A 23,476-nucleotide genomic window follows, 5' to 3' on the forward strand; every position below is an offset into this window, starting at 1 on the left:
GCGTGCCCTCGCCTCATTCACGCCAGGCGTGGCGTCAGGCGCGGATGCGGTCCAGCCAGCAGGCCAGGCCCTGTGCGTTGAGCTCGATGTCCATCGCCAGCACCGCCGTCACGGCGGCCTCGTCCAGCGCACAACCATGCTGCTGCGCGCGTTCCAGGTACAGCGCCTGCAAGGCAGCCAGCAGGCAGCGGTGGCGGTCCGGGCGGTCATCGCACTGGCGGCCGATGGTGGCCATTGCATCGATCTGCTCGAACAGATCGTTGGCCAGTTTCTGCACCTGCTGCACGCGGCCGTAATGGGTCAGGTACATCGCCTGCGGCGCGTAATCGAGCATGCGCTGGATCGAAGCCTTCATCGCCTCAGGGTCGAACTGCACCGGCGAGGAGGTGGGGAAGATGAAGGCGCCCTGCGCGCTGTCCAACTCGCGGTAGGAGATGCCGAAGGTATCGCCGGTGAACCAGCTGCGGCTGCGCGCATCCCACACGCAGTAGTGGTGCAGCGCGTGGCCCGGTGTGTGCAGCAGCATCAGCTCGCGGCCAGCCAGATCGATGCGGTGGCCGTCTTCGGCCACCACCACGCGCTGCTGCGGAATCGGCTCGATGCGGCCATAGCTGCGTGCGATCTCCTCGGCGCCGTACACCGCCGTCGCACCGGCAACCAGCCGGGTCGGGTCGATCATGTGCGGTGCACCGCGCGGATGCAGCACCGCCTTCGCGTTCGGCAGCTGCTGCATCAGCAGGCCGGCGCCCCCGGCGTGGTCCAGGTGCACATGGGTCAGCAGCAGCCAGTCCACCGCCTCAACGCCCAGCCCCGCGTCGGCCAGCGCCTGCAGCATGGCCGGCACTGACAGCCCGGTGCCGCAATCGACGAACGCGGCGCGGCCGTTTTCAACAATCAGATAGGCCGCATCGAAGTCGGCGCGTTGGAAGCCGGTATCGATGGTGTGGATGCTGGGGTCGGCGGTCATCGGCACGCACCTGGCAGGATCGGGAACAGACGCCCATGGTAGGCGCGTGGGCGGGCCGGGTTCGATGCGGCTTTGGTCGGGTAGTGCCGGCCGCTGGCCGGCAATCTCGCGGTCGCGAGGTGAAGGCGGTTGCCGGCCAGCGGCCGGCACTACCGATCAACCGCAGCGCAATGCGAACCGCGGTCGCAGCAGCAGGGCCAGCACCAGCACCGCCAGGAATGCGCCGTAGGCGTACAGCACCGCCAGCACCTGCGGCCAGATCGGGCCGGCGCCGGGCTGCACCACGCCGATGTGGTGCCCCCACAGCATCGAGACGATGCTCAGCGCGAAGGCCAGCAGCAGGGTGGTGCCATCGAACAAGCGCCGCCGCGCAGTACGCGGCTGGCGCGGGAACAGCCAGTACAGGCTGCCCAGCAGCAGGAACCAGGGCAGGAACAGCAGCAGCGACAACCAGGCCATCGCAGACTCCTTCTGATGTGCCAGGCCCACGCCTGACAGCAGGTTCCCTGTGTAGAGCCGAGCCCATGCTCGGCTGCCCGGAAAAGCAGTCGAGCTTGGCTCGACTCTACAAAAGCAAAGCCGAGCGTGGGCTCGGCTCTACCGCATTATCCGATCAGGCCGCTTCGCGCAGCGCCGCCAGCGCGGCCAGCACCGCATCCACCTCGGCCTCCAGCTTGAACAGCTCGCTCTGCAGCTGGTCGCCCTGCTCGGCCTGCTTGATCACCGCGATCAGCTGGCCGGCATCGCGCGGCGAATCGAAGCCTTCGCTCTGGATCAGCAGCGTGCCGTCACCGGCGGTCAGCTTGAAGTAGAAGCGGCCATCCTTCTCGCGGTACTGCTTGAACAGCGGCGGAGCCACACGGGCCACACCAGCGTCCTCGCTGGCGATGTCGCCGGCCGTGGACAGGTCGCGCAGGCCCACCGCATGGCGCAGCTCGTCCAGCAGCGGGGCCGCCAGCTGCTCGCGCAGCTGCTGGCCACGTCGCTTGAGCAGCGCTTCGATCTTCTCCGGCTCGGCCATCAGCGCGTTGTAGCGCTCGCGCAGCGGCGACAGTTCGTTGTCGATGCGCTCGAACAGCTGCTGCTTGGCATCGCCCCAGCTGATGCCGGCGGCGAACGCCTTGGCGAATTCGGCAGTCTGTTCCGGGGTAGCGAACGCCTGGTACATCTGGAACAACGCCGAGCCCTCGGTGTCCTTCGGCTCGCCCGGTGCGCGCGAGTCGGTCAGGATCGAGAACACCAGCTTCTTCAGCTCCTCGCGCGGCACGAACAGCGGAATGGTGTTGTGGTAGCTCTTGCTCATCTTGCGGCCATCCAGGCCGGCCAGCGTCGCCACCTGCTCGTCGATCACCACGTCCGGCAGCGGGAAGTACTCCTTGCCGTACACGTGGTTGAAGCGCTGGGCAAAATCGCGCGCCATCTCGATGTGCTGGATCTGGTCACGGCCCACCGGTACCTGGTTGGCCTTGAAGATCAGGATATCGGCGGCCATCAGCACCGGGTACATGAACAGGCCGGCGCTGACGCCCGCATCTTCATCCACGCCTTCCTCGCGGTTCTTGTCCACCGCCGCCTTGTAGGCGTGCGCGCGGTTGAGGATGCCCTTGCTGGCAATGGCGGTGAGGAACCACATCAGCTCGGTGGTCTCGCGGATGTCGCTCTGGCGGTAGAACCACACGTGTTCCGGGTCCAGGCCGCAGGCCAGCCAGCTGGCCGCGATCTCCAGGGTCGCGCGCTGGGTGCGCTGCGGGTCCTGGGACTTGATCAGGCTGTGCAGGTCGGCCAGGAAGAAGAAGCTCTCGATCCCCGGGGCGCGGCTGGCCGCGATCGCCGGACGGATGGCGCCAACGTAGTTGCCCAGGTGGGGCGTGCCGGAGGGGGTGATGCCGGTAAGGACTCGGGTCGTCATGACTGCGTGGGGAAACCTTCGATGAACGGGGCCAGTTTACCGTGCCCACGGCCAACCCCGTCAGGGCCGGCGGCGCGTTCATTCACTCAACCCCGCTGGAGACGCCCGATGAAACGCCTGCTGCCCCTGCTGCTGATCCTGCCCCTGGCCGGTTTCCGCCCGGCCCCGCCCCCGCCGCCGGTGTACGAAGGCGGCCCGGTGCGCATGACCCTGGTCGACCGCGACCGTGGCACCGAACTGCGCAGCTATCCCGCCGAGGGCCAGCGCTGGGTGGCCGGCGAGCGTGGCCATCGCTACGCCGTGCGCCTGTACAACGACAGCCCGCGCCGGGTGCTGGTGGTGCTGTCGGTGGACGGCATCAACGCCATTTCCGGCGAGAATGCCGATCCCTCGCAGACCGGCTACGTGCTCAACCCCGGCCAGCGCGCCGACATCACCGGCTGGCGCAAGAGCCAGGACGAAGTGGCGCAGTTCGTGTTCAGCAGCCCCAGCGGCAGCTACGCCAGCCGTACCGGCCGCCCGGACAACATCGGCGTGGTCGGCGTGGCCGTGTTCGAAGAGGCGCGTCGCTGGCGCCCCGAGCCGATCCTGCGCCGTGGCCTGCCGCCACCGGCGCCGGCCGCACAGGCCGAAGCGGCCGCCGATGCCAGTGCCAGCCGTATCGAGGGCTACGCCAGCAAGGCGCAGGCTCCCGCGCTGGGCACCGGCCACGGTGCGCGCGAACAGTCCTCTGTGCGCGATACCGCGTTCGAGCGCGCCAGCCGCAGCCCGGCCCAGGTGCTGCAGCTGCGCTACGACAGCGCCCGCAACCTGCGTGCGCGCGGCATCCTGGTCGACGCGCCCTCGCGCCTGCCGCGCGAACCGAAGGCGTTCCCGAACCGCTACGTGCCTGACCCGCCGGCGCGCTGAGCGCAGACAACACAACGCCCGCAACCTCACGGTGCGGGCGTTGTGCTGTGGGGGGAACTGTAGCGCTTACTTGTAGTCCGGGTAGTCCTTGCTCACCGCATCCTGGAACTCACGGACTTCCTTCTCGGCGCGGTCCTTGGCCCAGCCATAACGTTCCTGCAGGCGGCCGGCCAGGTACTCGGCATTGCCTTCGGCCACATCGAAATCGTCGTTGGTCAGATCGCCCCACTTGGCCTGGGCCTTGCCCTTCAGCTGCGACCACTTGCCGGAAATGATGTCTTTGTTCATTGCTGGGAGTCCTTGGTTGCAACGGCGTTCTTACCGTGGCTCCAGCTTCGCGCAGCGGCTGTTGAATGCCGGTCAACCGCCAATGAAATGCGTGCTCACCTGCTTGAATGGTTCACTACCGGTGCACGCCCGCGCAGATCAGCACGCACAAAAAAGGCCGGGAAGCCCCGGCCTTTTCCTGTTGCGTTCCGCGCCGGGCTTACTTGCCCTTGGCGGCGTCCTCAACCTTTTCACCGGCCTTCTGCACGTCCTTGCCAGCACCGGCCACGGTGTTGCAACCGGCCAGCAGGGCCACCGAGAACATCGACAACAGCATCAGGGCAACTACGCGCTTCATGGGCTTCTCCTTGGGTTCGCCGCTATACCGCTTCATTCGCGGATGGGGTTCTTTCGCTCGGCGGGAGGGCACCAATGCCCACTGCCGCCGCGTGAAGTGCAATCTGGCGGCAGGGGCGTGGAGCGGGTGTGAACGGTTCGGGATTCCGTTCAGGGGACGCCTTCAATCGCGCATCAGGGTGGACTTGCCGAACAGGCTTTCGACCAGATCCACGGCCAGCTCGGCGGTGGCATTCTGCTTGTCCAACAAGGGGTTGAGCTCGACGATATCCAGCGAACCCATGCGCCCGGTGTCGGCAATCATCTCCATCACCAGCTGCGCCTCGCGGTAGTTCACCCCGCCCGGCACGGTGGTGCCCACGCCCGGGGCGATGCTCGGGTCGAGGAAATCCACATCGAAGCTGACATGCAGATGGGTGTTCTCGTCGATGCCGGCCAGCGCCGCTTCCACCGCGCGCTTCATGCCGTTCTCGTCGATGTAGCGCATGTCATAGACATCCACCTTGTGGGTCTTGATCAGGCGCTTCTCTTCCGGGTCCACCGAGCGGATGCCAATCTGGTGCATCTGCGCCGGGGTGATCGCCGGTGCGCTGCCGCCCAGGCGGGTCAGCGCGTCGGGGCCGAGGCCGCACAGGCAGGCCACCGGCATGCCGTGGATGTTGCCCGACGGGGTCACATCGCTGGTGTTGAAATCCGAATGCGCATCCAGCCACAGCACGCGCAGCGTCTTGCCCTGCTCGCGGCACCAGCGCGCGACGGCGGTGATCGAACCGATGCCCAGGCAATGGTCGCCACCGAGCATGATCGGCATGCGCCCGGCCTGCAGTTCGGCATAACTGGCTTCCATCAGTGCATGGTTCCACGCCACCACTTCGTCCAGGTGGCGGTAGCCTTCTACCGGCGCAGTCCACGGGTTGCGCGGGCCATCCAGGTTGCCCACATCGCGCACGTCCACGCCGCGCGCTTCCAGCGCCTCCGGCAGGCCCGCCACGCGCAGCGCTTCCGGCCCCAGTCGTGCACCGCGATGGCCCGCACCCACGTCGGTGGGAACGCCGATCAACGATACGGAAATGGGATGGGCCATGGGTGCCTCCTGCGGGGGAAAAAGAAGCACAGTCTAGCCAGAGCTGTGTGACACCACTCGCGGCGGTGCAGCAGGCCATGGGCATGGCATGATGCCGCGCGGACCCGACCGCCCTTCATGGAAGAATGCCATGTCGCCCTTCATCAATACCGCCTGGCCACGCTTTTTCATGGGCGCGCTGCCCATCGCCGCGTTTGCGGTTCTGTTGAACGGCAAGGCCGATGCGTCGCCGAACGGCTGGATGATCCAGACGGCGCTCCTGCTGACGCCGTTCTCGTTCCTGGTGTTCTTCGGATTCGGTTGGCACCGCCTGCGCAAGGCGCACGCTGAATACCCGATCCTGAAGAGCGAGCCGCAGCGGATGCTGACGGCGTTGATTGGCAGCGTGAAGGTTGCCGCGCTGTGGTTCGGCCTGACGTTTTTCGCAACGTTCGCCCTGCTGCTGGCGTGGGTGCTGCTGCGGCAGACCGGCGGCTGACGCCGGCCCCGAACCCGCGGATTCAACGGCCGCGTCGGCGAACCGGCGTCACGCTCTGCACCTGGCCGTTATTGCGCATCATGCACAGGAAGCGGCCGTCGGGATAATCGATGATCAGTTCCTGGTAATCGCTGCCCACCGGCATCTGGGTGACCAGGGCGCCCTGCGCGCCCTTGCGCACATTGCAGGCCCCCAGTGCGGTATCGCCTGACGGCGCCGGGGTGGTCACCGAAGACACATTGCGGAACACCGCGCGGCAGCCGCCATTGACCCACACCGAGTGCCGCGACAGGCCCCAGTTCTTGCCTTCCTCGCAGCGGGTGCGGCTGAGCTGGCGCACGATCTCCACATTGCCACGGGTGTTCAGATCGCACGACACCTGCTGCTGGCCGGTGGATTCACAAGTCACTTCGCGCGGCAGCGCGGCATCCCCGGTGGCAGCGTCGCCAGGGCGGGCGCTGTTTGTGGCGGGCGCGGGCGCACCACGGCTGCTGACCTGGCAGATGCCATTGGCGCCGCCTCGGCCGGTGTAGCTGACCTGCGGCGAGCCGTCATCGTTGCGGCTGATCGACAGGGTGATGCCGCTGTTGGCATCGCGTGCTTCGAGATAGCGGTCGTTGAAGCGCTTCAACGCCGTTTCGCGGCCCTGCACGTAGACCGGCCCGCCTTCATCAGCGTGCACATCGATGCCGCCCGGGCAGCTGGCGTTGAAGAACGGCACGGCGGCCATGGCCGGGGCTGCGAACGCGGCGGACAACAGTGCGACGGTGAGCGGCAGGGCGTGGCGACACATGGGCGGTTCCCGAAGGGTGTGTGCCCACAGTATGCGGTGGGCCGCCGGGAGTGGTGTGTGAGGAGAATCAATATCCGGGCGCGCGTTTGGGGGTTTATGTTTGCTATGGTGGCTGTGGCGCCTCCACCCGGGCTGTTAAGCCAGCTTCACTTTGTAGGTCTTTCCAGGCCTCGCAACCGCGCTGAGGCCTGCCGATTTCCGGCGGATGATCGCATTGCGCGATATGTCGCTTTCGGCATCGCAGCGGCGGGAACAGGCCAATCGCGATAATTCATTTTTCCTTTCAGATCACCCGATGCCATCGAAACAATCGACTGGTAGGCGGTGAGTTGGCACACGCATGATGAATCGCCACCTGCAGCTGGTGGCCGGGATTTCCAACCCGAAGACTGAAAGCTGTATACGCTTGCCAGCCGGCGTCGTCCTCCCAAGAGCGGCGCCGGCTGGCAATCCGTTCGCCGGCCTACGGCGGGCGGTGCGTGGGGGCCTTGTGCCCACCGGCTCATTCAGTCCCGGGATTGGAAACCACGTATCGCCCGCCACCCTATCGTGGCGGCGCCTCTGTGCCCGACGAGGATGCCCGCATGTCCAAGACGCTCTACCCGTATCTGACCGCCACGCTGGGCGAGGCCGCCCTGCATCTGCCGCTCGAACTGGCGCAGCCGCTGGAAGCCGCCTTCGCCGCTGCCAACGATGCACCCGCGCCCATCAACCTGCCCGTCTGCCTGCGCCGCATCCAGGCCGGCGATGCCGCCGACGGGCAGCCGTGGCAGGGGCCGGCAAGCACAGCCGGCGACGCCGTGGCTGCCGCACGCAGGGACCGCGCCGCCGTGGGCCTGGTGTCACTGCTGGAGCTGTACCACGCCAACGAGCGCGTGCGCGTGGATGGGGATGAGAAAGATGATATCGGCGACGGCGTGCGCGAAGGGCTGATGCTGGCCTGCCGGGGGCTGGCCGAGTATGTGGCGTTGCAGGCGCGGGGGGCTCAATAATGCAGGCCAGCGGGATTCCCAATGCACAGGTTCAACGCGTCGCTACCCCGGCTATCGAATCAGGCAGACCCGCTCCTGAAATGAGCACACCCTATCCAAACCTGAAACCTGTTCTCGTTGAGCTGCGGCTGGACGAAGTGGATTCGCGCGGCGGCGCTGTTGCCGAGATGATCGCCTGCACCGCGCGCCCCATGGCGCTTTCGATAAGCCCTGAACTCATGTGGTACAGCTTCGTGCTGAATGATCGCGCCATCACCCGCGTCGCGCCGGGAACGCGGGCACACTGCACGATCTCATTCATCAACCATGACGGTGCGAAAGAGGTATTCCGCTGTGGCACGGTGGCCGCTTTCGGAAACGGATCGGCAACACGAGGGTTGATCCGCATCATTCGGTCTGATTGAACCTGATCGCAGCGGACTTCTTGAGGTAGCAGAATTGGAGCGCAGTGCCTTGATGCCTCAAACGGCACTGGCATGCAGGCGCACACCCAAGGCACGGGTCACCTTCAGGATGGTGGCGAAATCAGGACTGCGCTTGCCCGAGAGTGCGCGATACAGACTCTCCCGTGACAGACCCGCCGCACGTGCAACTTTGCTCATGCCTTGCGCGCGCGCGATGTCGCCCAGCGCCTTGGCGATGAAGGCAGAATCGCCATCGCTTTCCTCGATGCAGGCATCGAGATAGGCGGCCATCTCTTCGGGTGTCCGAAGATGTTCGGCCACATCAAATGCTTTGATTTCGACTTTTTTCTTGGTGGCCATGATGGAACAGCTCCAGTACTTCGGTATTGAGTCGCTTCGCCTACAGCCAGTTCGACGCTCACGGGGCACGCGCAATCTCCCTGGCCTTTTCGATATCGCGTTGCTGTGAGCTTTTGTCACCTCCGACCAGAAGAATCAGCAACTGCCTGCCGCGCTGGGTGTAGTACACGCGGTAGCCCGGCGCTGCATCGATACGCAGTTCGGAAACACCGTCCCCTAGATAGTGGTGATCAACCGGATGACCTTCGGCGAGTCGAGCGATGCGAACCAGGATGCGCGCGCGGTTACGTCCTTAGAGAGTGTCAATCCATGTCGCGAACTGGCGGGTACGCTGGATCTTCATGGAGAAATGTAGCCTACTGGCTACAGCCTTTCAAATATGCGGAATGCACATGGCAATAGGCACGCCGACGCTTCACGAGCGGGAGACAAAACAGCGAAGCAAAGAGGGAAGGACGCTCGGTGCGGAGGTATGCTCAACGAACCTTCGCACCCCAGACGACGATGCGCCCGCACCTTTTCGCTAGTGCGATTTATCCGAATCGAACGGATGACCTAGTGCTTACAAGATAGTTAAGCAAAACTCTAGAATCAGTGGCTTAGGCTATCCATTCCCAATTTTCCCGCCATCTGGCCCAGCTACCAGCATGGTTACCGCAAGTGAAGGGAATGCGAGAGAAGCAAGGACCGCAGGTGCGGCGGGCCGCTGTATGCGCGATGAGGCAGTAAGACTCCAGACGGGAGTGCCTTCGACCATGATCACCGGTATAAGGGCACTAGGTACCTAAGCCGTGGCGAGGAATCTAGACGGTCAATTGGGTTGACGCTAGCGCGCGGTGTAGAGGCCTATGCTGCAGCGCAAATGCATCAGGGTGCTTTCACAATGCCCACTATCCGTTAAGATGCTGTGATAGCCAAAGAACTAGTGGGGGGACAGGTGCAAACAATTTCCACGTATTTGCTTGAACGAATTGGCCTTTCAGCTGATGAGCGTGCAGCCCGAATTAAGTCAGTCAATTCCAGCTTTAGTGAATGGCTTTCTCAGAAGGGTGTTGCAGATCCGAACACTTCACCGGGGGCTTTTGAATCTGAGACGCCCGGCGGTGGAGGTCGCTACACTAGAGAAGTTGTGGATATTGATGGTGAGTACGCAGAAGAGCTCATCCTACGGGAGAAGGCAAACGAAAGCCAAGAGTTTGTAACCCGCATCTGTCTCACGGGATCGCAGGATAAGGTTTCCGTATATGCATCCGTCTCCGCTTGTAACATCAATACAAGAATATCTCACAGACCTACAAGTGGTCGTTGCCCGGCAGTACTACGTGACGTAATTCGCCGCCACAGAGATTGGCAACTAAATGGCGCCGCACTTCCTTCTGGGAAGCCTCAGCATTTCGGAGGCGCAGAAGAAGGTGCCGAAGTCTGTCGAGTAATTCTATCGAGTCAGCGCAAGTTTCCTCTGGTTCTGATTTCTCAGGAACGCGGTCAATTTGTATGGGACGGACTGGACAGAAAGATCGCGTCGGACTTGGTCGGACTTAGTTACGTGTCTTCTGTAGATGAGGAGGCAGCAAAGGAGATTTCTCACCGCCTCGGTCGAAAACTCGCCTGCTATGACGGCGCCGTGCGCATCTACTGGCCGACCGGAGGAACTGCGCTTGATCAAGTTTCCAGCACTGTTTGGACCTCGGAGCGGATGCTTGAGAGTCCGACGCATAGCAATGCAGAGGATAGATTTCGCTCACTGCTCCGCCAGAGAGTCATGTCTGCAGCAGCACTGTCAATTTCGGAGCCGTCCGAGATCAGTGCAATATTCAGGGCACAGGCTCGAAAAAGACTCGCCGAGCTGCATCGTACGGCTTCGGATTCCGCTGAAGCTTGGGAAATCGCGAACACCCTGGTGAGCGATCTGGACGACGCTCAGCGGAAGTTGGTTGAACTAACAACCGAGCTGTCTTTGGAACGAACTCGAGCAGAAAATGCCGAAGCTCAGCTTGAATACGCACGCATCATGGCTCCAGCCAACGACCCTGACGCACATGACGAAGATGAGGATGATAGCAGTGACGACGAGGGCCGTGACGACATCACACCTGGTCAGATCGTTTATTACAAAAAAATCTACTCCACACCAAATCACGATGTGATGGAACGACGTGGCGATTGTGGACACAATAGATGGACAAACGCTCACTCGGCCGACAAAGCTTGGAAGGGGGTCGAGAAGAAGGAGGGACGGAACGATTGGCAATCGTTCCACCACTGTGATCGGTGTCAGGGCGGTGGCATGTGGAAGGTAACTTGGTGACGACCCGCCTTCGAGAAGGCCAACGCAGTGCGCTGGCCTTCTTTGAGACCCGAAGCTCAAGACCTCCTTCGATTCCTCGTGGTACCGCCTTTCCGAAGCGAACGAACCGGGTAGAGGCACCATGGAGTCGAGCAACGCGTGCCGATGACGGCCAAGAGTAGATGGTCGCGCGCGATATATCCCGATCAGAATTGAACCTACACTGTCTTGACTAAGCTGGTCGATTCATTCCATGTCTCGACGTATCTCGTGAATCCTTTCGAGGTCCATTGCCGCTCGTTATTGAGCCTGGATAGGATGGCGAAAATAATAATCTTCTTGATCTCCACTGGATACCCACCCTTGGCAGCAGATGAAAATACATCTGGAAACACAGCCAATTCCGGCTAAAGACTCGCAAGTAGATCAGTGATCTTTGGAGCAATTGCCATGCATCAAACTGAAAAGTCATTCATTGCGAGGGGACTGGACTCTGAGTCAGCACATAAACTCAGAATGAGAGGATGGACAATCTCAAAACTCAAGATATCGTCAGAAGATGAGATGAGGTCTGCCGGTCTTAGTGATGAATTTATAAAAAGAATTCTTAATGAGCGCCGCCCACCAATCCCTACTGATGTTATTTCAAAGCTTCTTTTCGACAACCGATTTCAATGCTGCATCTGTCGCGAACCAGGGCTACCAATCATCGTTCACCATATAGATGAGTGGTCTCGAAGTCGCTCTCATGCTCCGGAGAATCTCGCAGTTTTGTGCTTAGTCCACCATAGCGATGCGCACACTAAGAAGGAACTGGCACAGAACCTCGATTCCAAGACACTCAGAAGGTCGAAGAAGGCCTGGGAAGCCAAAGTAAAGAAATTTGACTCAGAGTCGATCTTGAAGGCGATGCAGCTTGATTATTCAAACTGGAATTACATCAATGAGCTTCGTGTTTTTGAGATTGCCAAAGAACTCCAAATCAATTTCAGTGAAGTAGAAAGATTCTCGGACCTCGTATCACGGGGCATCGTTGAGCCCGGCGGGCTACCCGAACCCGTAACCAATCAGAACAGACTCTCCTACAAGTACGAAGGACCAAAAATTATACAGCGGTACTTCTACGCCTCCGAAGTCCTAAACCGCGTCATATCTAAACTGGCGATAGTAAATATCTCTGACTGGCTCGAACGAGGCGTCTTGGCCTTTGCCTTGGTGCCAGGAGATTTCATTTTTGTTCAAGGCGCTCACACTTTCTCCGCCCTTACGAACAAGAAGAATGGCAAGGGGCCAGGTCAAATGTACCGAGGCTACAGAACTGCCAATCACGTCGAGGTAAGCTTCGTTTTTGACCGTTGGGAGGCCACTTCAAGCTCGGCCAAAGGTGAATGGCTTTCAGGCACGAGGAATCAAGGAAGCTTGATCCATGTAAAGAACATCTCACGAGAAAATGGCAAACTGCTGATAAGTGGAACTGTCCTCGGAATCTGCTCTAACTTTGGAGATCTAAAAACTCGCCAGTACGCGGAGGGGCTGCTAAAGCACGGTTACTTCCATAGTTCATACGCTCACTATGAGGAAGACGACGAAGACTTCGACGACGAATCTGAGTTTGTCTAACACCCAGTCCGCATTTAGGCAGTAGCACAACAGTTTGCGATTACCGGCGGATACCTGGCCACCAGGCTGCGGGAATTCGCAATCCTTGAAGGATAATTTAGACACGCGCGGAGGCCCGCCCGTGATCGGCGGCAATTGGCATATCCCACACGCCTGTTTACCGATAGTTGCGATGAGTTGACAGTTGGCCCTCTCATCGACAAATCCTCAAGAGCCTTGATCTGTTAGCGTCTGACGCGTCTTAGCGCGCGGACTCTTCCAATTGATTCTACCGGCATCCCTTTACCGGCCAACCTAAATTCTAAGGCTATCGACCCACCAACACATTCTTTTTGTTCAATGACTTATTGGTGCCGCTTATCCGAATCGAACGGATGACCTACTGTTTACAAGACAGTTGCTCTACCAACTGAGCTAAAGCGGCATGGGTGCATCACCGGCGGCAGCGCCGCGGTCCGGGGGATTCTAGCGCAACCGTGCGCATTCCAGCGACCGGCTCTGCGCCGCGCCACTGCGCTGCTGGGCCTGCGCCGGCTGCGTGCCCGCCGCCAGCTGCCCCTCCAGCCACCACTGGCCGGCGTCGCCGCTGGCCACCAGGCGCGGCTGGAAGCCGGCGGCCTGCACGGCGGCCATGCGCCGTTCGGCACCTTCGCGGTTGCGGTACTGGCCCAGCGCCACGGCGTTGGCGTCCTCGCCCTGGCTGATGATGTAGTAGTCGCTCAGGCCGGCGGCAACGATGCGTTTCACCGTGGCCTGGGCTTCTTCGCGGTTGGCGGCGGCCGGCAACAGCACCCGGTAGCGGGCGCTGCCGCTGGCAGCGGGCTGTTCGCGCAGGCGCACCTGGCTGATCACGTTGCCGGCCTTACCCTGCGCGCTGGTGGCGGCGGCGCGGTCGGCAAACGGACCCAGCGCGACGCAGCGCGGCGGCTCGGCGGCTGCTGCGGGCGGGGTCTCAGGCTTTTCCGGCGCGGGGGTCGGGGTCGGCGCGGGCGGCGTCACCGGCTTGGCCGTTGCGGCAACCGACGTGGCCTCGGGCTTGGCCGGTACAACGGGCGCTGGCGTCGCCGCCACGGCCGTCTTCTCAGCCGGCTCGCCTTCCATCAGAGGCGCGGTCGGGGCAGCAGCAGCAGCTTCGGCGGCCGCAGCCGCATCCACACCACCGGGCACCCAGCGCAGCTCGGCCACGCCGGGCGCTTGCGGCGGCGGCGCAGGCTTCTGCGGCGCATCGCGCAGCAGCCACCAGCAGGCGACGCCAAGATTGAGAATGGCCAGTACGACGATCAGGGCACGGGTCAGCATGCGCGGATACTAGCCTGCGGGCTGGTGCACCGCCCAGCGGGCGAGGCCATCGAGCACCAGCGAGGGATGGTAATCGGCGCCCGGCAGCAGCGGCATCAGCGCCGGTGCGCCGCCGCCGTGCACCAGCAGCGACGTTGCCACGCCCAGCAGCGCATGCGCCTGCTGTGCACTGCGTTCGATCAGCGCCACGGCGGCACCATCGCAGCCGGAGGCCAGCGCATCGGCGGTGTCGTTGGCGAATTCGCTGTAGTCACCACCGGTGGCGGGCAGCTGCACCGCGCGTGCGTGCAGCGCTTCGCGCATGGTGGTGGGCGATGCGGAAATGCGACCACCGTGGTGCTGGCCGTCGGCGTCGAGCAGATCGATCGTCAGTGCGGTGCCCACGCCGACCACCAGCACCGGGCGCTGCGCCTTGGCCGCAGCCAGCAGCGCCAGAAAGCGGTCTACACCGAACTTTTCCGGCTTGGCATAGGCGATGCGCACGCCGGCGCATTCGGCGCTGGTGCGCACCACGTGCACGTGTTCGAAGCGGCGCTGCAGCTGGTCCAGCATGGCGCTGGTCAGCGACGGTGCGGCCACGCTGGCCACGAACGCGGTGGTACCGCTGGGCAGGCTGTGCGGTGGCTGCCCGGCCATGCCTTCGGCGCCATGCGCCCAGGCCTGCACGTCACCGGCACGGTCACCCTGCAACGGCGCGAACTTGAAGCGCGAGTTGCCCAGGTCGAACAACCAATCGCTCATGCCGCCCTCACGCTGACTTCGCCGGCGTGCAGCAGGCGCTCGCGGCCGTCGATGCGCACGCGCAGCGCGCCGTCATCGGCCAGGCCCAGCGCGGTACCGTGCTGCCACTGCCCTTCCAGTTCCACGCGTACTTCGCGACCGGCCAGCATGTCGAAGGCGGCGTAGCGCGGCAGGAACGGCGCCAGCCCTTCACGATCGAATTCCTCCAGCGCAGGCAACAGGCGCGCGAGCACGGCGGCGACCACCACGTTGCGGTCCACCGGCGTGCCCGCCAGCGTGTCCAGATCCACCCACGGCTGGGTGATCTGTTCGGCGAACGACGGCGGCATGTGCGTGTTGATGCCGATGCCGATCACCGCGCGCGCCGGGCCGGCGTATTCGCCGCCGCCCTCGGCCAGCAGGCCGACCAGCTTGCGCTTGCCATCGACGATCAGGTCATTCGGCCACTTCAGCTGCGCCTGGGTGAACCCGAGGTCGTGCAGGGCTTCGGCCACCGCGATGCCGGCCACCAGGCTCAGCCCGGCCAGGCGGCCCAGGCCACCGGAGAACAGGCGCAGCACCGACAGGTACACGTGAGCGGCCAGCGGCGAGGCCCAGCTGCGGCCACGGCGGCCACGGCCACCGGTCTGGCGCTCGGCCAGCAACACGCTGACCCCGCGCTGGGGCGCGCTGCACCGCAGCAATTCGGCGTTGGTGGAGTCCACCGTCCAGGCCACCTGCAGGTCGTGCAGCAGCGGCAGCACTTCGGGCGGCAGGCCGGCGCGGATGGCATCCGGGTCCAGCAGGTCAACCGGGCGGGTCAGGCCATAACCCTCGCCAGCGCGGCCCTCGATGTCCACACCGGCGGCCCTAAGTCCTTGAATGCGCTTCCAAATGGCCGCCCGGGTCTGGCCCAGCTCACGGGCCAGGGCGTCGCCGGACAGACGACCGGCAGCGAGTTTGGCCAGCAATTGGCGATCGTCCACGGCAGCTTCCACGAAGTCAGGGTGGAATTATGCGGGAAAGCCGCCAGCGACGCCCGCCACGCTGGGTTCTGCGGGGGCTTCCAACGGAGCGCCGGGTTCGGGCTAGAATCGGGAACTCACCCTCCCTTAACGTGGATGTCGTCAATGCGCCGTTATGCCCATTGCCTGATCCTGCTGACGATGCCCTTCGCGGCGTCTGCAACGGCAGCGCTGGACGACAGCCGCGGAGCGTGTGTGTCCTCCAACGGCGATGCGGCCTCGCAGCGCGCACCGACCGCCACGGCATCGGCCGCCCCGCCCAAGCCGGCGGCGGTACGCCCGGCCGCCAACACCAGCACCGGCGGCGGTGGCAGCGACGACGACGTGCTGCAGCGCATCCGCGCCCCGAAGTGGCACAGCTACCTGCCGGGAATGTTCCGCTGATCAAGTCGTTGCTACAGTGGCTGCGGCCTGCGCCGCGGCCGATTGACGATGCGCTTTGGGATGACGCCTGCCGCCGCGCGGCCTGGCTGCACGGCCTCGACGATGCGCGCCGCATGCGCCTGCGCACGCTGGCCACGCGCTTCCTGCATGAGAAGACCCTCACCCCGATCGGCGAGTTGCAGTTGCAGCCCGGCGATGGCGTGCTGCTGGCCGCGCTGTGCTGCCTGCCGTTGCTGGAATTTGGTGAGGTGGGGCTGGAAGGTTGGTCGCAGCTGATCATCTATCCCGATGCGTTCCGTGTGCACCGCAGCCACCTGGATGCGGCCGGCGTGCTGCACGAATGGGATGACGAGCTGATTGGCGAATCGTGGGACAGTGGTCCGCTGATCCTGTCCTGGGCCGATGTGCAGGCCGACCTTGATGCGCCGCACGAGGGTTACTGCGTGGCGGTACATGAGATGGTGCACAAGCTGGATGCGCTGGATGGCGCGATGGACGGCACGCCGCCGCTGCCGCGCGAATGGCAGCGTGAGTGGGCGGCCATCTTCCAGCGCGCCTACGATGCGTTCTGCGCGCAGGTGGATGCGGGCGAAGAAGTGCTGATCGATCCGTATGCGGCCGAAGCGCCGGAAGAATTCTTCGCGGTGGCCAGCGAGTACCACTTCTCCGCACCGGATCTGCTGCAGCAGGCGTTGCCGGAAGTGGCCGCGCAGCTGCGGCGGTTGTATGGCGAGCCGCCGAAGATGGCCGGTTGATTCATCCGTACGCCGGGCCATGCCCGGCGACGTTGATTAGGGCCCCGGCGGCAGGCGCACTTCGAAACGGGCGCCGCCCAGTTCGCTGGAACGGCCCACGGCCAGTTCACCACGGTAATCCTTGATCAGGTCCTGCACGATCGACAGGCCGATGCCGTGCCCCTGCACGCGCTCGTCGCCACGCACGCCACGCTGCAGCACCTTGCCGATGTCATCCGGGGCGATGCCGGGGCCATCATCGTCCACCGCCAGCAGCAGGCCGGCACGGCGCGCATTCGGTGCCGGCAGCGGCTGTGCGGTCAGCAGCACGCGGCGCTTGGCCCACTTGAAGGCGTTTTCCAGCAGGTTGCCCAGCAACTCCTGCAGGTCACCCGGCTCGCCGTGGAAGCGCGCGGCCGGGTCGATGTCGAATTCGCACAGCACGCCCTTGGCCGCATAGACCTTCTCCAGGCCACGCACGATTTCCTCGGCGTTGGATTCGATCGGCAACGGTGCGGAGAACAGCTTGTGGCCCGAGGAGGCCGCGCGCGCCAGCTGGTAGGACACCAGGTTGTTCATGCGTTGCAGCTGCACGTCCAGTTCCTCGCGCAGCGCGCCATCGCCGGCACCGCTGTCCATCTGCGTGCGCAGCACCGCAATGGGGGTCTTCAGGCTGTGCGCGAGGTCGGCCAGGGTGTTGCGCTGGCGTTCGAGGTTCTCGCGCTCGCTCTCAATGAAGGCGTTGATGCTGTCGGTCAGCGGCTCCAGTTCGCGCGGGTGACGCTCGCTCATGCGCTCGGTCTCGCCGCGCTGGACCTTGGTCAGCTCGGTGATCACCCGGCGCAGCGGACGCAGGCTCCACTGCAGGATGACGGTCTGCAGCAGCAGCAGGATCAGGCCGATGCCGCCCAGGTAGAACCAGACGCGGCCGCGGAACACACGCAGCTGCGCACCCAGCGCGCGCGAGTCTTCCATCACGTAGATGGTGTACGGGAATTCGGTGGCCGGATCGGCGTCGGCATCCCACACCAGGCCCAGGCCATAGCGGTACACCGAGCCCTGGCTGCCATCGATCTGGATCATCGGCAGCGGGCCTTCGAACACTTCCTGGCGCGGTGCCAGCAGGCCGCCGCCGACGGTGGGCAGCATCGGGCCTTCGGCCGACATCGAATTGCCCTTGCCGTGCGGCATCACCACCTGCAGGTACAGGCCGCTGCCGGGCACGTCGAAGCGCGAATCCGGCGGCTGCTCGCGGATGTACAGCGAGCGGTCGCGGGTGAAATCGATACCGGCCGCGTAGGCGGTGGCGTAATTCTTCAGGCGCTCGCGCAGGTTCGCCTTGGCCGTATCGGCAAAGGCGGCGTCAAGCGCATAACCGGCCAGCGCCAGGAACGCGACCAGGCCCACGGACGCGGCAAGCATCTGGCGCGCCTGCAGGGAGCGCGGCCGCCAGCGTCGGAAGAACCACAGACGGCCGGACATCATGGTGTCGCCAGGCGGAGCCGGCTCAGCCCTCGTTGCGCGGGATCGCGAAACGGTAGCCGCGACCGCGCACGGTCTCGATCGGCTTCAGTTCGCCATCCGGGTCCAGCTTCTTGCGCAGGCGGCCGATGAACACTTCCAGCACGTTCGAGTCGCGGTCGAAGTCCTGCTGGTAGATGTGCTCGGTGAGGTCGGCCTTGGAGACCAGTTCCCCGGCATGCATCATCAGGTACTCCAGCACCTTGTACTCGTAGCTGGTCAGGTCGACATTGCTGCCGGCCACGCTGACCGTCTGCGCTGCCAGATCCAGGGCAACCGGGCCGCATTCCAGGGTCGGCTTGCTCCAGCCGGCGGCGCGGCGCAGCAGCGCGTTGACGCGGGCCAGCAGCTCTTCGACGTGGAACGGCTTGACCAGGTAATCGTCGGCGCCCTGCTTCAGGCCCTCGACCTTGTCCTGCCAGCTCGAACGCGCGGTCAGGATCAGCACCGGGAACTTCTTGCCTTCGTCACGCAGGGCCTTGATCAGCTCCATGCCCGACATCTTGGGCAGGCCGAGGTCGATGATGCCGACATCGAACGGCACTTCACGGCCCATGTAGAGGCCTTCCTCGCCGTCCTGCGCAGCATCGACGGCAAAGCCTTCGCGCTTGAGCCGGGCTGCCAGGGTCTCACGCAGCGGGGCTTCGTCTTCGACCAGAAGGATACGCATGAACTCTCCCTAGTGTCCTGGGTGTGGCCCGGAGGCCTGTGGGGTACGGGTTGATAGCGACAACTATCCCTGTTCAGGGGTTATCGCCGCGTAGTGATGACATATCCGACCGCGGCGTGCGCGGCTGTGAACGCGACGGGGCGGGGTCGTCCATGTAGCGGACACGGCCCCGGTCGTCCATGTACTTCACCCGGTTGATGTCACGCCCATCGAACGGCACGCGCTCGGCGCCGAGGATGTGGCCGCCGGTGGTGCGCTGCACACGGCGCACGGCATCGGACAGCGAGCGCTCGTCGCCACGGCCACCGCGCTCGCCCCGCTCCATCATCTCCGCGCGCCCCTGATCGCCACGCGGCGGCTGTTGCGCCAGCGCCGAAGACAGCGGCGCAGCCGCCAGCACCACGCAGGTGGCCAGGGCAATGCGGCAATGGAAGGGAGCGGAAGACATCGATGCGATCCTAGCCGAGCACGGCGATTCGTTCAAAAGTCGTAAATCCGGGAGCCGGGTGCGGGACCCGGCCTTTACAATTCCTTTGCAAATTCTTGGTTTAGGGCAGTGAATCCGATCTGAACTTTTCCGGGTGATGCCGCGAGTCGTTCATCTAGGTGAACATTCGGGACGAAAGCGCTGGCCTTGTCAAGCCAGGAATGTGACGAGCATCACGCTGCGGCGCGATCGGCATCGCGTTCGGTGACCGCCAGCGCCTGCTCGACCAGGGTCCAATCCGCACCCGGGCGGTGTGCGCCCTCGCTCAGCACCTGGCGGAACGCGCGGCCACCGGGCTGGCCGTGGAACAGGCCCAGCAGGTGGCGGGTGATGTGCTTGAGCGCCAGACCTTCGGCCAGCCGCGCTTCCACGTAGGGGCGCAGCGCGCGCAACAGGTCGCCACGCGGCTGCAGGGGGGCGCCGGTGTGCAGCGCCTCCAGCTGATGCAGCAGGTAGGGGTCGTGGTAGGCCGCGCGGCCCAGCATCACGCCATCGACGTGCGCGGCCTGCGCCTGCACCGCCTCGATGCTGGCCAGGCCGCCGTTGATCACCACCGGCAGTGCCGGGCGCTCCTGCTTGAGGCGGTAGGCCCAGTCGTACTTCAGCGGCGGAACCTCGCGGTTCTCCTTCGGCGACAGGCCCTTGAGCCAGGCATTGCGCGCATGCACCACGACCATGCTGGCACCGGCGGCGATCTGGCGGTCGACGAAGGCGGCGAACACGTCGTAATCGTTGTCTTCGTCCACGCCCAGGCGGCATTTCACCGTCACCGGGATGTCGACCGCATCGACCATCGCCGCCACGCACTCGGCCACCAGCACCGGCTCGCGCATCAGGCAGGCGCCGAAACGCCCGGCCTGCACGCGGTCGGACGGGCAGCCGCAGTTGAGGTTCACTTCGTCGTAGCCCCACTCGGTGGCGATGCGCGCGGCCTGCGCCAGCAGCGCCGGATCGCTGCCACCGAGCTGCAGCGCCAGCGGCTGTTCGCTGGCATCGAAGCCGAGCAGGCGCTCGCGGTCGCCATGGATGACCGCATTGGCGTGCACCATCTCGGTGTACAGCCGCGCGCCCGGCGCCAGCACGCGATGGAACACGCGGCAATGGCGGTCGGTCCAGTCCATCATCGGGGCAACGGACAGGCGCAGGGAATCGGCGTAACGGGCGGTGGCGGACGTCATCGGAGTGTTGATCGTGGAGACTGGCATTGCCAGTGAGATCAACAGTTTACACCCGGTGGCTGAATGACGCCGGGGCGTCAGGCGATGTGCGAAGCGTCGGCGCCCCATTGCCGGTGCGGCACACGCCCGCCACCTCATCAAATACGAATGAGAAGTGATATCATTTGAGCGCCGCATATCGATGTGCGGCATGGATGTCCCAAGCAAACGGAACATGTAATGCAGCAACGCACCTATATCGAACTGGTCCTGGAGCTGTTCGGCTTCATCAGCCTGTGCATGGCGATGACGACCTCCGGCACCCCGGTGCTGGTTTTTGGTCTCACGACCATCCTGCTCACGGTATGGATACCCTTCCAACGGCGCGAGATTCATCGCTTTACCCGCGCCGTGTCGATTGCGCTGGTCATTGCGTCAGTAGCCAGGATCGTCATTCATTTCCTACCCAATCCATCCATCTAGGAATCGAATTCGATGAGGCTGTTCCGATACGCCACTGCGGTGGCGTTGTTGCTCTGTGCGCAGGGAGCGCACGCGCAGGTGAAGCACATACAAGATATCCCGTGCGAAGGGTGTTCATACGCTCAGATGCAGGCGGCCGCGCTGTCGGACGTCGACGTCGGCGGTGCACTGGTAACCAGTATTTCCACTGGAGAGATACGGAAGTTCGTCATCCTGTGGGATCGCAGGATCCAGGAGCTGCCGATCGAACAGGACCTGGAAGACTACTTCGTAGCCCTGGTCCGCTTCTGGCACGCGAATGGGCGCAGCCTTGAAATGAACTACGACGTTGCATCGAACACGTGGAGACTCCCCCAGCAAGCGATGGCGACTGCACGCGTGCGACGGGCACTGGCGGCTCCCGCCGCAGACCGGCCGGTTCCGGCAACCGTATACGATGCATTGCAGAGCCCGGCCAGGATGAACAACGCGATCGAGCAGTTGAATGCCTCCTGGCTCGCCCGCGGGTATGCGGCGCACATGACGTTCGTCAATTCGGTCAGGGGAAAGAACATCTCGCTGACTGCGGGCCGCCCGGTGACTACCCTGAACTTCGCCGATGGTTCCAGGATCAAGGCCTCCTACGACATCGAGATGAAAAGCTGGGCGCCCATTCCCGGCACCGGCCGCGACGTTCACGGGAACCCGGTTCCAGAGACCAAAGCAGACGTTGCCAAGGACGGCAAGCCGGTGGTGTACGAGTTCCCCGGTGGCATCACCAGTGACGCCTACATGGACTTCAGCCGCTACCTCTTCGATCTGGGCGTGCGCCCCAACATCGGCCCGGGCGACAACCAGATGATCTGCACCAGCGAAGTAATGGACGCCGACATGCGGGTGGAGGTCAGGTGCATGGGCCGCAGGCACTGATGCAACAACGCGGGTGACCGCCGCTGCGGTCACCCGGGTGCCCCCGGCCGAATCAAAGGCAGATGCCAGTGCATGCCCTGGCATCTGCCGAAGCGCTTATGGACCCATGCTCCAGCACAGATGGCGGCGATTGATGAGTGCGAACTCAGTGTCCGCCGCCGCGTCCACCCACCTGCTCGATCAACGTCCGGCTGGCGGCATTGAGCCCCACCACCGTTACCTCGGCGCCATGCGCGGCCAGTTTTTCCTGCGCGCGCTCCAGTGCGGCCACGGCGGTCAGATCCCATAGATGGGCATCGCCCAGATCAATCTGCACCTTCGGTGCCACTTGCTGGTAGTCAAACGTCGCGCCCAGCTGGCCGGCGGAAGCAAAGAACACCTGGCCGCGCACGCGGTAGACCTGCGTGTCGCCGGCCTCCTCGCGCTGCACCTCCAGCAAGCGGCCGACCTTGCGCGCGAAGAACAGCGCCGACAGTAGCACGCCGCTGAGCACGCCCTTGGCCAGGTCGTGGGTGGCCACGGTGACCACCACGGTCAGCAGCATCACCGCCGACGAACTGCGTGGATGGGTGCGCAGGTCGCGCAGCGAGCGCCAGCTGAAGGTGCCGATGCTGACCATGATCATCACCGCCACCAGCGCCGCCATCGGAATCTGCCGCACCAGGTCGCTGCCGTACACCACCAGCACCAGCAGCAGCACGCCGGCCACCAGGCAGGACAGGCGGCCACGGCCACCGGAGGTCACGTTGATGATCGACTGGCCGATCATCGCGCAGCCGGCCATGCCGCCGAGGAAGCCGGTGACCGTGTTGGCCACGCCCTGGCCGACGCATTCGCGGTTGCGCTCGCTGGGGGTTTCGGTGATGTCCTCGACGATCTGCAGGGTCATCATCGATTCGAGCAGGCCGACCACCGCCAGCGTGGCCGACACCGGCAACAGAATGCGCAGCGTTTCCCAGGTGAGCGGTACGTCGGGAATGAGGAAGTACGGCAGGCTGTCGGGCAGCTGGCCCATATCGCCGACGCTGCGCACGTCGATGCCGAAGCCGATCACCACGGCAGTGAGCACCACGATCGCCACCAGCGGCGACGGCACCACCCGGGTGATGCGCGGCAGCAGGTAGATGATCGCCAGCGCGGCCGCACACAGCACGTACACGGCCGGGCCGCGGCCAACCAGCTCGGGCAGCTGGGCGAGGAAGATCAGGATCGCCAGCGCGTTGACGAAGCCGGTGATGACCGAGCGCGAGACGAAGCGCATCAGCGAACCCAGCTTGAACACGCCGGCCAGCACCTGCAGCAGGCCTGCCAGGATGCTGGCGGCAAACAGGTACTGCACGCCGTGGTCCTTGACCAGATCGATCATCACCAGCGCCATTGCGCCGGTGGCGGCGGAGATCATGCCGGGACGGCCGCCGGCAATGGCGGTGATCACCGCAATGGAGAACGCGGCATACAGGCCGACCTTGGGGTCGACACCGGCGATGAGCGAGAAGGCGATGGCCTCGGGAATCAGGGCCAGGGCGACGACGATGCCGGACAGCAGGTCGCCACGGAGGTTGCCGAGCCATTGCTGGCGCAGCGGATAGGACGTTTGCATGGGAAAACTCCGCGCACACGCGGGCGTGGCCGCGAGGCGCTGCAGTGGAGGGACACGGGT

The 23,476-nt window shown here is 64.2% G+C and carries 27 protein-coding genes and 1 tRNA gene; 10 read left to right on the plus strand and 18 right to left on the minus strand.

What is annotated here, in order from left to right:
* Positions 1-34: 34 nt before the first annotated feature.
* From AC5YGJ_RS11955 to AC5YGJ_RS11965, 3 genes are all read right to left on the minus strand, one after another.
* On the minus strand, positions 35-967 hold the full coding sequence (locus AC5YGJ_RS11955; RefSeq protein WP_496186654.1) for an MBL fold metallo-hydrolase: 933 nt from the start codon (positions 965-967) through the stop codon (positions 35-37).
* Between the two features lie 156 nt (positions 968-1,123).
* Positions 1,124-1,426, minus strand: a complete 303-nt coding sequence (locus tag AC5YGJ_RS11960; protein ID WP_309336574.1) for a hypothetical protein — start codon at positions 1,424-1,426, stop codon at positions 1,124-1,126.
* A gap of 154 nt (positions 1,427-1,580) precedes the next feature.
* Positions 1,581-2,876 carry a tryptophan--tRNA ligase gene (locus tag AC5YGJ_RS11965; RefSeq protein WP_496186655.1) on the minus strand — a complete coding sequence of 432 codons (1,296 nt, stop codon included), beginning with the start codon at positions 2,874-2,876 and terminating at the stop codon, positions 1,581-1,583.
* Between the two features lie 108 nt (positions 2,877-2,984).
* On the opposite strand from AC5YGJ_RS11965, the gene AC5YGJ_RS11970 reads away from it, so the two are divergent.
* The gene (locus tag AC5YGJ_RS11970; protein ID WP_496186656.1) at positions 2,985-3,785 is read left to right on the plus strand and encodes a hypothetical protein; all 801 of its coding nucleotides are present in this window, start codon (positions 2,985-2,987) and stop codon (positions 3,783-3,785) included.
* A 66-nt stretch (positions 3,786-3,851) separates the two neighbouring features.
* On the opposite strand, the gene AC5YGJ_RS11975 is transcribed toward AC5YGJ_RS11970, so the two are convergent.
* From AC5YGJ_RS11975 to rocF, 3 genes are all read right to left on the minus strand, one after another.
* Positions 3,852-4,073, minus strand: a complete 222-nt coding sequence (locus tag AC5YGJ_RS11975) for a CsbD family protein (RefSeq protein ID WP_004153772.1) — start codon at positions 4,071-4,073, stop codon at positions 3,852-3,854.
* A gap of 199 nt (positions 4,074-4,272) precedes the next feature.
* Complete coding sequence (locus tag AC5YGJ_RS11980) at positions 4,273-4,410, minus strand: entericidin A/B family lipoprotein (RefSeq protein ID WP_014035659.1); 138 nt, start codon at positions 4,408-4,410, stop codon at positions 4,273-4,275.
* Positions 4,411-4,572: 162 nt separating this feature from the next.
* Positions 4,573-5,493 carry an arginase gene (gene rocF, locus AC5YGJ_RS11985; protein WP_123959397.1) on the minus strand — a complete coding sequence of 307 codons (921 nt, stop codon included), beginning with the start codon at positions 5,491-5,493 and terminating at the stop codon, positions 4,573-4,575.
* Between the two features lie 130 nt (positions 5,494-5,623).
* On the opposite strand from rocF, the gene AC5YGJ_RS11990 reads away from it, so the two are divergent.
* Positions 5,624-5,971 (plus strand): hypothetical protein, encoded by a 348-nt coding sequence (locus AC5YGJ_RS11990; RefSeq protein WP_496186657.1) that lies wholly within the window; start codon positions 5,624-5,626, stop codon positions 5,969-5,971.
* Positions 5,972-5,993: 22 nt separating this feature from the next.
* On the opposite strand, the gene AC5YGJ_RS11995 is transcribed toward AC5YGJ_RS11990, so the two are convergent.
* A complete protein-coding gene (locus AC5YGJ_RS11995) occupies positions 5,994-6,764 on the minus strand; it encodes a DUF3011 domain-containing protein (RefSeq protein ID WP_496186658.1) in 771 nt (256 codons plus the stop codon).
* A gap of 584 nt (positions 6,765-7,348) precedes the next feature.
* Between AC5YGJ_RS11995 and AC5YGJ_RS12000 the strand changes: the two genes are divergently transcribed.
* A complete protein-coding gene (locus AC5YGJ_RS12000; protein ID WP_496186659.1) occupies positions 7,349-7,756 on the plus strand; it encodes a hypothetical protein in 408 nt (135 codons plus the stop codon).
* 80 nt (positions 7,757-7,836) lie between these two features.
* Complete coding sequence (locus AC5YGJ_RS12005; protein WP_496186660.1) at positions 7,837-8,160, plus strand: hypothetical protein; 324 nt, start codon at positions 7,837-7,839, stop codon at positions 8,158-8,160.
* Positions 8,161-8,217: 57 nt separating this feature from the next.
* On the opposite strand, the gene AC5YGJ_RS12010 is transcribed toward AC5YGJ_RS12005, so the two are convergent.
* Together AC5YGJ_RS12010 and AC5YGJ_RS12015 are read right to left on the minus strand one after the other, a co-directional pair.
* Positions 8,218-8,520 carry an addiction module antidote protein gene (locus AC5YGJ_RS12010; RefSeq protein WP_496186661.1) on the minus strand — a complete coding sequence of 101 codons (303 nt, stop codon included), beginning with the start codon at positions 8,518-8,520 and terminating at the stop codon, positions 8,218-8,220.
* Between the two features lie 58 nt (positions 8,521-8,578).
* The gene (locus tag AC5YGJ_RS12015) at positions 8,579-8,794 is read right to left on the minus strand and encodes a type II toxin-antitoxin system RelE/ParE family toxin (protein WP_496186744.1); all 216 of its coding nucleotides are present in this window, start codon (positions 8,792-8,794) and stop codon (positions 8,579-8,581) included.
* Between the two features lie 663 nt (positions 8,795-9,457).
* Between AC5YGJ_RS12015 and AC5YGJ_RS12020 the strand changes: the two genes are divergently transcribed.
* Positions 9,458-10,828 (plus strand): hypothetical protein, encoded by a 1,371-nt coding sequence (locus AC5YGJ_RS12020; RefSeq protein WP_496186662.1) that lies wholly within the window; start codon positions 9,458-9,460, stop codon positions 10,826-10,828.
* A 429-nt stretch (positions 10,829-11,257) separates the two neighbouring features.
* Positions 11,258-12,427, plus strand: coding sequence for an HNH endonuclease signature motif containing protein (locus AC5YGJ_RS12025; RefSeq protein WP_496186663.1), 1,170 nt, complete (start codon positions 11,258-11,260; stop codon positions 12,425-12,427).
* Between the two features lie 348 nt (positions 12,428-12,775).
* Here the strand turns inward: AC5YGJ_RS12025 and AC5YGJ_RS12030 are convergent.
* The 4 genes from AC5YGJ_RS12030 to birA all read right to left on the minus strand — a co-directional run bounded on the left by AC5YGJ_RS12030 (position 12,776) and on the right by birA (position 15,432).
* Positions 12,776-12,851: transfer RNA gene (locus tag AC5YGJ_RS12030), tRNA-Thr, on the minus strand.
* A 41-nt stretch (positions 12,852-12,892) separates the two neighbouring features.
* Complete coding sequence (locus tag AC5YGJ_RS12035; protein WP_496186664.1) at positions 12,893-13,726, minus strand: SPOR domain-containing protein; 834 nt, start codon at positions 13,724-13,726, stop codon at positions 12,893-12,895.
* 9 nt (positions 13,727-13,735) lie between these two features.
* Positions 13,736-14,467 (minus strand): type III pantothenate kinase, encoded by a 732-nt coding sequence (locus AC5YGJ_RS12040; protein WP_496186665.1) that lies wholly within the window; start codon positions 14,465-14,467, stop codon positions 13,736-13,738.
* The gene (gene birA / locus AC5YGJ_RS12045; protein WP_496186666.1) at positions 14,464-15,432 is read right to left on the minus strand and encodes a bifunctional biotin--[acetyl-CoA-carboxylase] ligase/biotin operon repressor BirA; all 969 of its coding nucleotides are present in this window, start codon (positions 15,430-15,432) and stop codon (positions 14,464-14,466) included. Before birA ends, AC5YGJ_RS12040 begins: the two co-directional genes overlap by 4 nt.
* 144 nt (positions 15,433-15,576) lie before the next feature.
* On the opposite strand from birA, the gene AC5YGJ_RS12050 reads away from it, so the two are divergent.
* Entirely contained in the window at positions 15,577-15,855 is a 279-nt protein-coding gene (locus tag AC5YGJ_RS12050) for a hypothetical protein (protein ID WP_249842212.1), read from the plus strand.
* Positions 15,822-16,610 (plus strand): M90 family metallopeptidase, encoded by a 789-nt coding sequence (locus AC5YGJ_RS12055; protein ID WP_249842213.1) that lies wholly within the window; start codon positions 15,822-15,824, stop codon positions 16,608-16,610. The genes AC5YGJ_RS12050 and AC5YGJ_RS12055 overlap by 34 nt, the downstream gene beginning before the upstream one ends.
* A 36-nt stretch (positions 16,611-16,646) precedes the next feature.
* On the opposite strand, the gene AC5YGJ_RS12060 is transcribed toward AC5YGJ_RS12055, so the two are convergent.
* From AC5YGJ_RS12060 to dusA, 4 genes are all read right to left on the minus strand, one after another.
* A complete protein-coding gene (locus AC5YGJ_RS12060; RefSeq protein ID WP_107277805.1) occupies positions 16,647-18,071 on the minus strand; it encodes an ATP-binding protein in 1,425 nt (474 codons plus the stop codon).
* Between the two features lie 25 nt (positions 18,072-18,096).
* A complete protein-coding gene (locus AC5YGJ_RS12065; protein WP_004136763.1) occupies positions 18,097-18,780 on the minus strand; it encodes a response regulator transcription factor in 684 nt (227 codons plus the stop codon).
* Between the two features lie 73 nt (positions 18,781-18,853).
* Complete coding sequence (locus AC5YGJ_RS12070; RefSeq protein WP_057498613.1) at positions 18,854-19,228, minus strand: hypothetical protein; 375 nt, start codon at positions 19,226-19,228, stop codon at positions 18,854-18,856.
* Between the two features lie 212 nt (positions 19,229-19,440).
* On the minus strand, positions 19,441-20,472 hold the full coding sequence (gene dusA, locus AC5YGJ_RS12075; protein ID WP_496186667.1) for a tRNA dihydrouridine(20/20a) synthase DusA: 1,032 nt from the start codon (positions 20,470-20,472) through the stop codon (positions 19,441-19,443).
* Positions 20,473-20,664: 192 nt separating this feature from the next.
* On the opposite strand from dusA, the gene AC5YGJ_RS12080 reads away from it, so the two are divergent.
* Positions 20,665-20,907: a hypothetical protein gene (locus AC5YGJ_RS12080; protein ID WP_249842216.1), complete on the plus strand. Its 243-nt coding sequence runs from the start codon at positions 20,665-20,667 to the stop codon at positions 20,905-20,907.
* A 12-nt stretch (positions 20,908-20,919) separates the two neighbouring features.
* Positions 20,920-21,816, plus strand: coding sequence for a hypothetical protein (locus AC5YGJ_RS12085; protein ID WP_496186668.1), 897 nt, complete (start codon positions 20,920-20,922; stop codon positions 21,814-21,816).
* A gap of 145 nt (positions 21,817-21,961) precedes the next feature.
* Here the strand turns inward: AC5YGJ_RS12085 and AC5YGJ_RS12090 are convergent, their stop codons facing one another.
* Positions 21,962-23,416 (minus strand): SulP family inorganic anion transporter, encoded by a 1,455-nt coding sequence (locus AC5YGJ_RS12090; RefSeq protein WP_496186669.1) that lies wholly within the window; start codon positions 23,414-23,416, stop codon positions 21,962-21,964.
* Positions 23,417-23,476 lie beyond the last annotated feature (60 nt).

It is taken from the genome of Stenotrophomonas sp. CS3K5 (assembly GCF_059515225.1).

Excerpts from the sequence above, each read along its gene's own strand:
- AC5YGJ_RS11955 (WP_496186654.1), bottom strand. The coding sequence starts at position 967 with ATGACCGCCGACCCCAGCATCCACACCATCGATACCGGCTTCCAACGC.
- AC5YGJ_RS11960 (WP_309336574.1), bottom strand. The coding sequence starts at position 1,426 with ATGGCCTGGTTGTCGCTGCTGCTGTTCCTGCCCTGGTTCCTGCTGCTG.
- AC5YGJ_RS11965 (WP_496186655.1), bottom strand. The coding sequence starts at position 2,876 with ATGACGACCCGAGTCCTTACCGGCATCACCCCCTCCGGCACGCCCCAC.
- AC5YGJ_RS11970 (WP_496186656.1), top strand. The coding sequence starts at position 2,985 with ATGAAACGCCTGCTGCCCCTGCTGCTGATCCTGCCCCTGGCCGGTTTC.
- AC5YGJ_RS11975 (WP_004153772.1), bottom strand. The coding sequence starts at position 4,073 with ATGAACAAAGACATCATTTCCGGCAAGTGGTCGCAGCTGAAGGGCAAG.
- AC5YGJ_RS11980 (WP_014035659.1), bottom strand. The coding sequence starts at position 4,410 with ATGAAGCGCGTAGTTGCCCTGATGCTGTTGTCGATGTTCTCGGTGGCC.
- rocF (WP_123959397.1), bottom strand. The coding sequence starts at position 5,493 with ATGGCCCATCCCATTTCCGTATCGTTGATCGGCGTTCCCACCGACGTG.
- AC5YGJ_RS11990 (WP_496186657.1), top strand. The coding sequence starts at position 5,624 with ATGTCGCCCTTCATCAATACCGCCTGGCCACGCTTTTTCATGGGCGCG.
- AC5YGJ_RS11995 (WP_496186658.1), bottom strand. The coding sequence starts at position 6,764 with ATGTGTCGCCACGCCCTGCCGCTCACCGTCGCACTGTTGTCCGCCGCG.
- AC5YGJ_RS12000 (WP_496186659.1), top strand. The coding sequence starts at position 7,349 with ATGTCCAAGACGCTCTACCCGTATCTGACCGCCACGCTGGGCGAGGCC.
- AC5YGJ_RS12005 (WP_496186660.1), top strand. The coding sequence starts at position 7,837 with ATGAGCACACCCTATCCAAACCTGAAACCTGTTCTCGTTGAGCTGCGG.
- AC5YGJ_RS12010 (WP_496186661.1), bottom strand. The coding sequence starts at position 8,520 with ATGGCCACCAAGAAAAAAGTCGAAATCAAAGCATTTGATGTGGCCGAA.
- AC5YGJ_RS12025 (WP_496186663.1), top strand. The coding sequence starts at position 11,258 with ATGCATCAAACTGAAAAGTCATTCATTGCGAGGGGACTGGACTCTGAG.
- AC5YGJ_RS12035 (WP_496186664.1), bottom strand. The coding sequence starts at position 13,726 with ATGCTGACCCGTGCCCTGATCGTCGTACTGGCCATTCTCAATCTTGGC.
- AC5YGJ_RS12040 (WP_496186665.1), bottom strand. The coding sequence starts at position 14,467 with ATGAGCGATTGGTTGTTCGACCTGGGCAACTCGCGCTTCAAGTTCGCG.
- AC5YGJ_RS12050 (WP_249842212.1), top strand. The coding sequence starts at position 15,577 with ATGCGCCGTTATGCCCATTGCCTGATCCTGCTGACGATGCCCTTCGCG.
- AC5YGJ_RS12060 (WP_107277805.1), bottom strand. The coding sequence starts at position 18,071 with ATGTCCGGCCGTCTGTGGTTCTTCCGACGCTGGCGGCCGCGCTCCCTG.
- AC5YGJ_RS12065 (WP_004136763.1), bottom strand. The coding sequence starts at position 18,780 with ATGCGTATCCTTCTGGTCGAAGACGAAGCCCCGCTGCGTGAGACCCTG.
- AC5YGJ_RS12070 (WP_057498613.1), bottom strand. The coding sequence starts at position 19,228 with ATGTCTTCCGCTCCCTTCCATTGCCGCATTGCCCTGGCCACCTGCGTG.
- dusA (WP_496186667.1), bottom strand. The coding sequence starts at position 20,472 with ATGCCAGTCTCCACGATCAACACTCCGATGACGTCCGCCACCGCCCGT.
- AC5YGJ_RS12080 (WP_249842216.1), top strand. The coding sequence starts at position 20,665 with ATGCAGCAACGCACCTATATCGAACTGGTCCTGGAGCTGTTCGGCTTC.
- AC5YGJ_RS12085 (WP_496186668.1), top strand. The coding sequence starts at position 20,920 with ATGAGGCTGTTCCGATACGCCACTGCGGTGGCGTTGTTGCTCTGTGCG.
- AC5YGJ_RS12090 (WP_496186669.1), bottom strand. The coding sequence starts at position 23,416 with ATGCAAACGTCCTATCCGCTGCGCCAGCAATGGCTCGGCAACCTCCGT.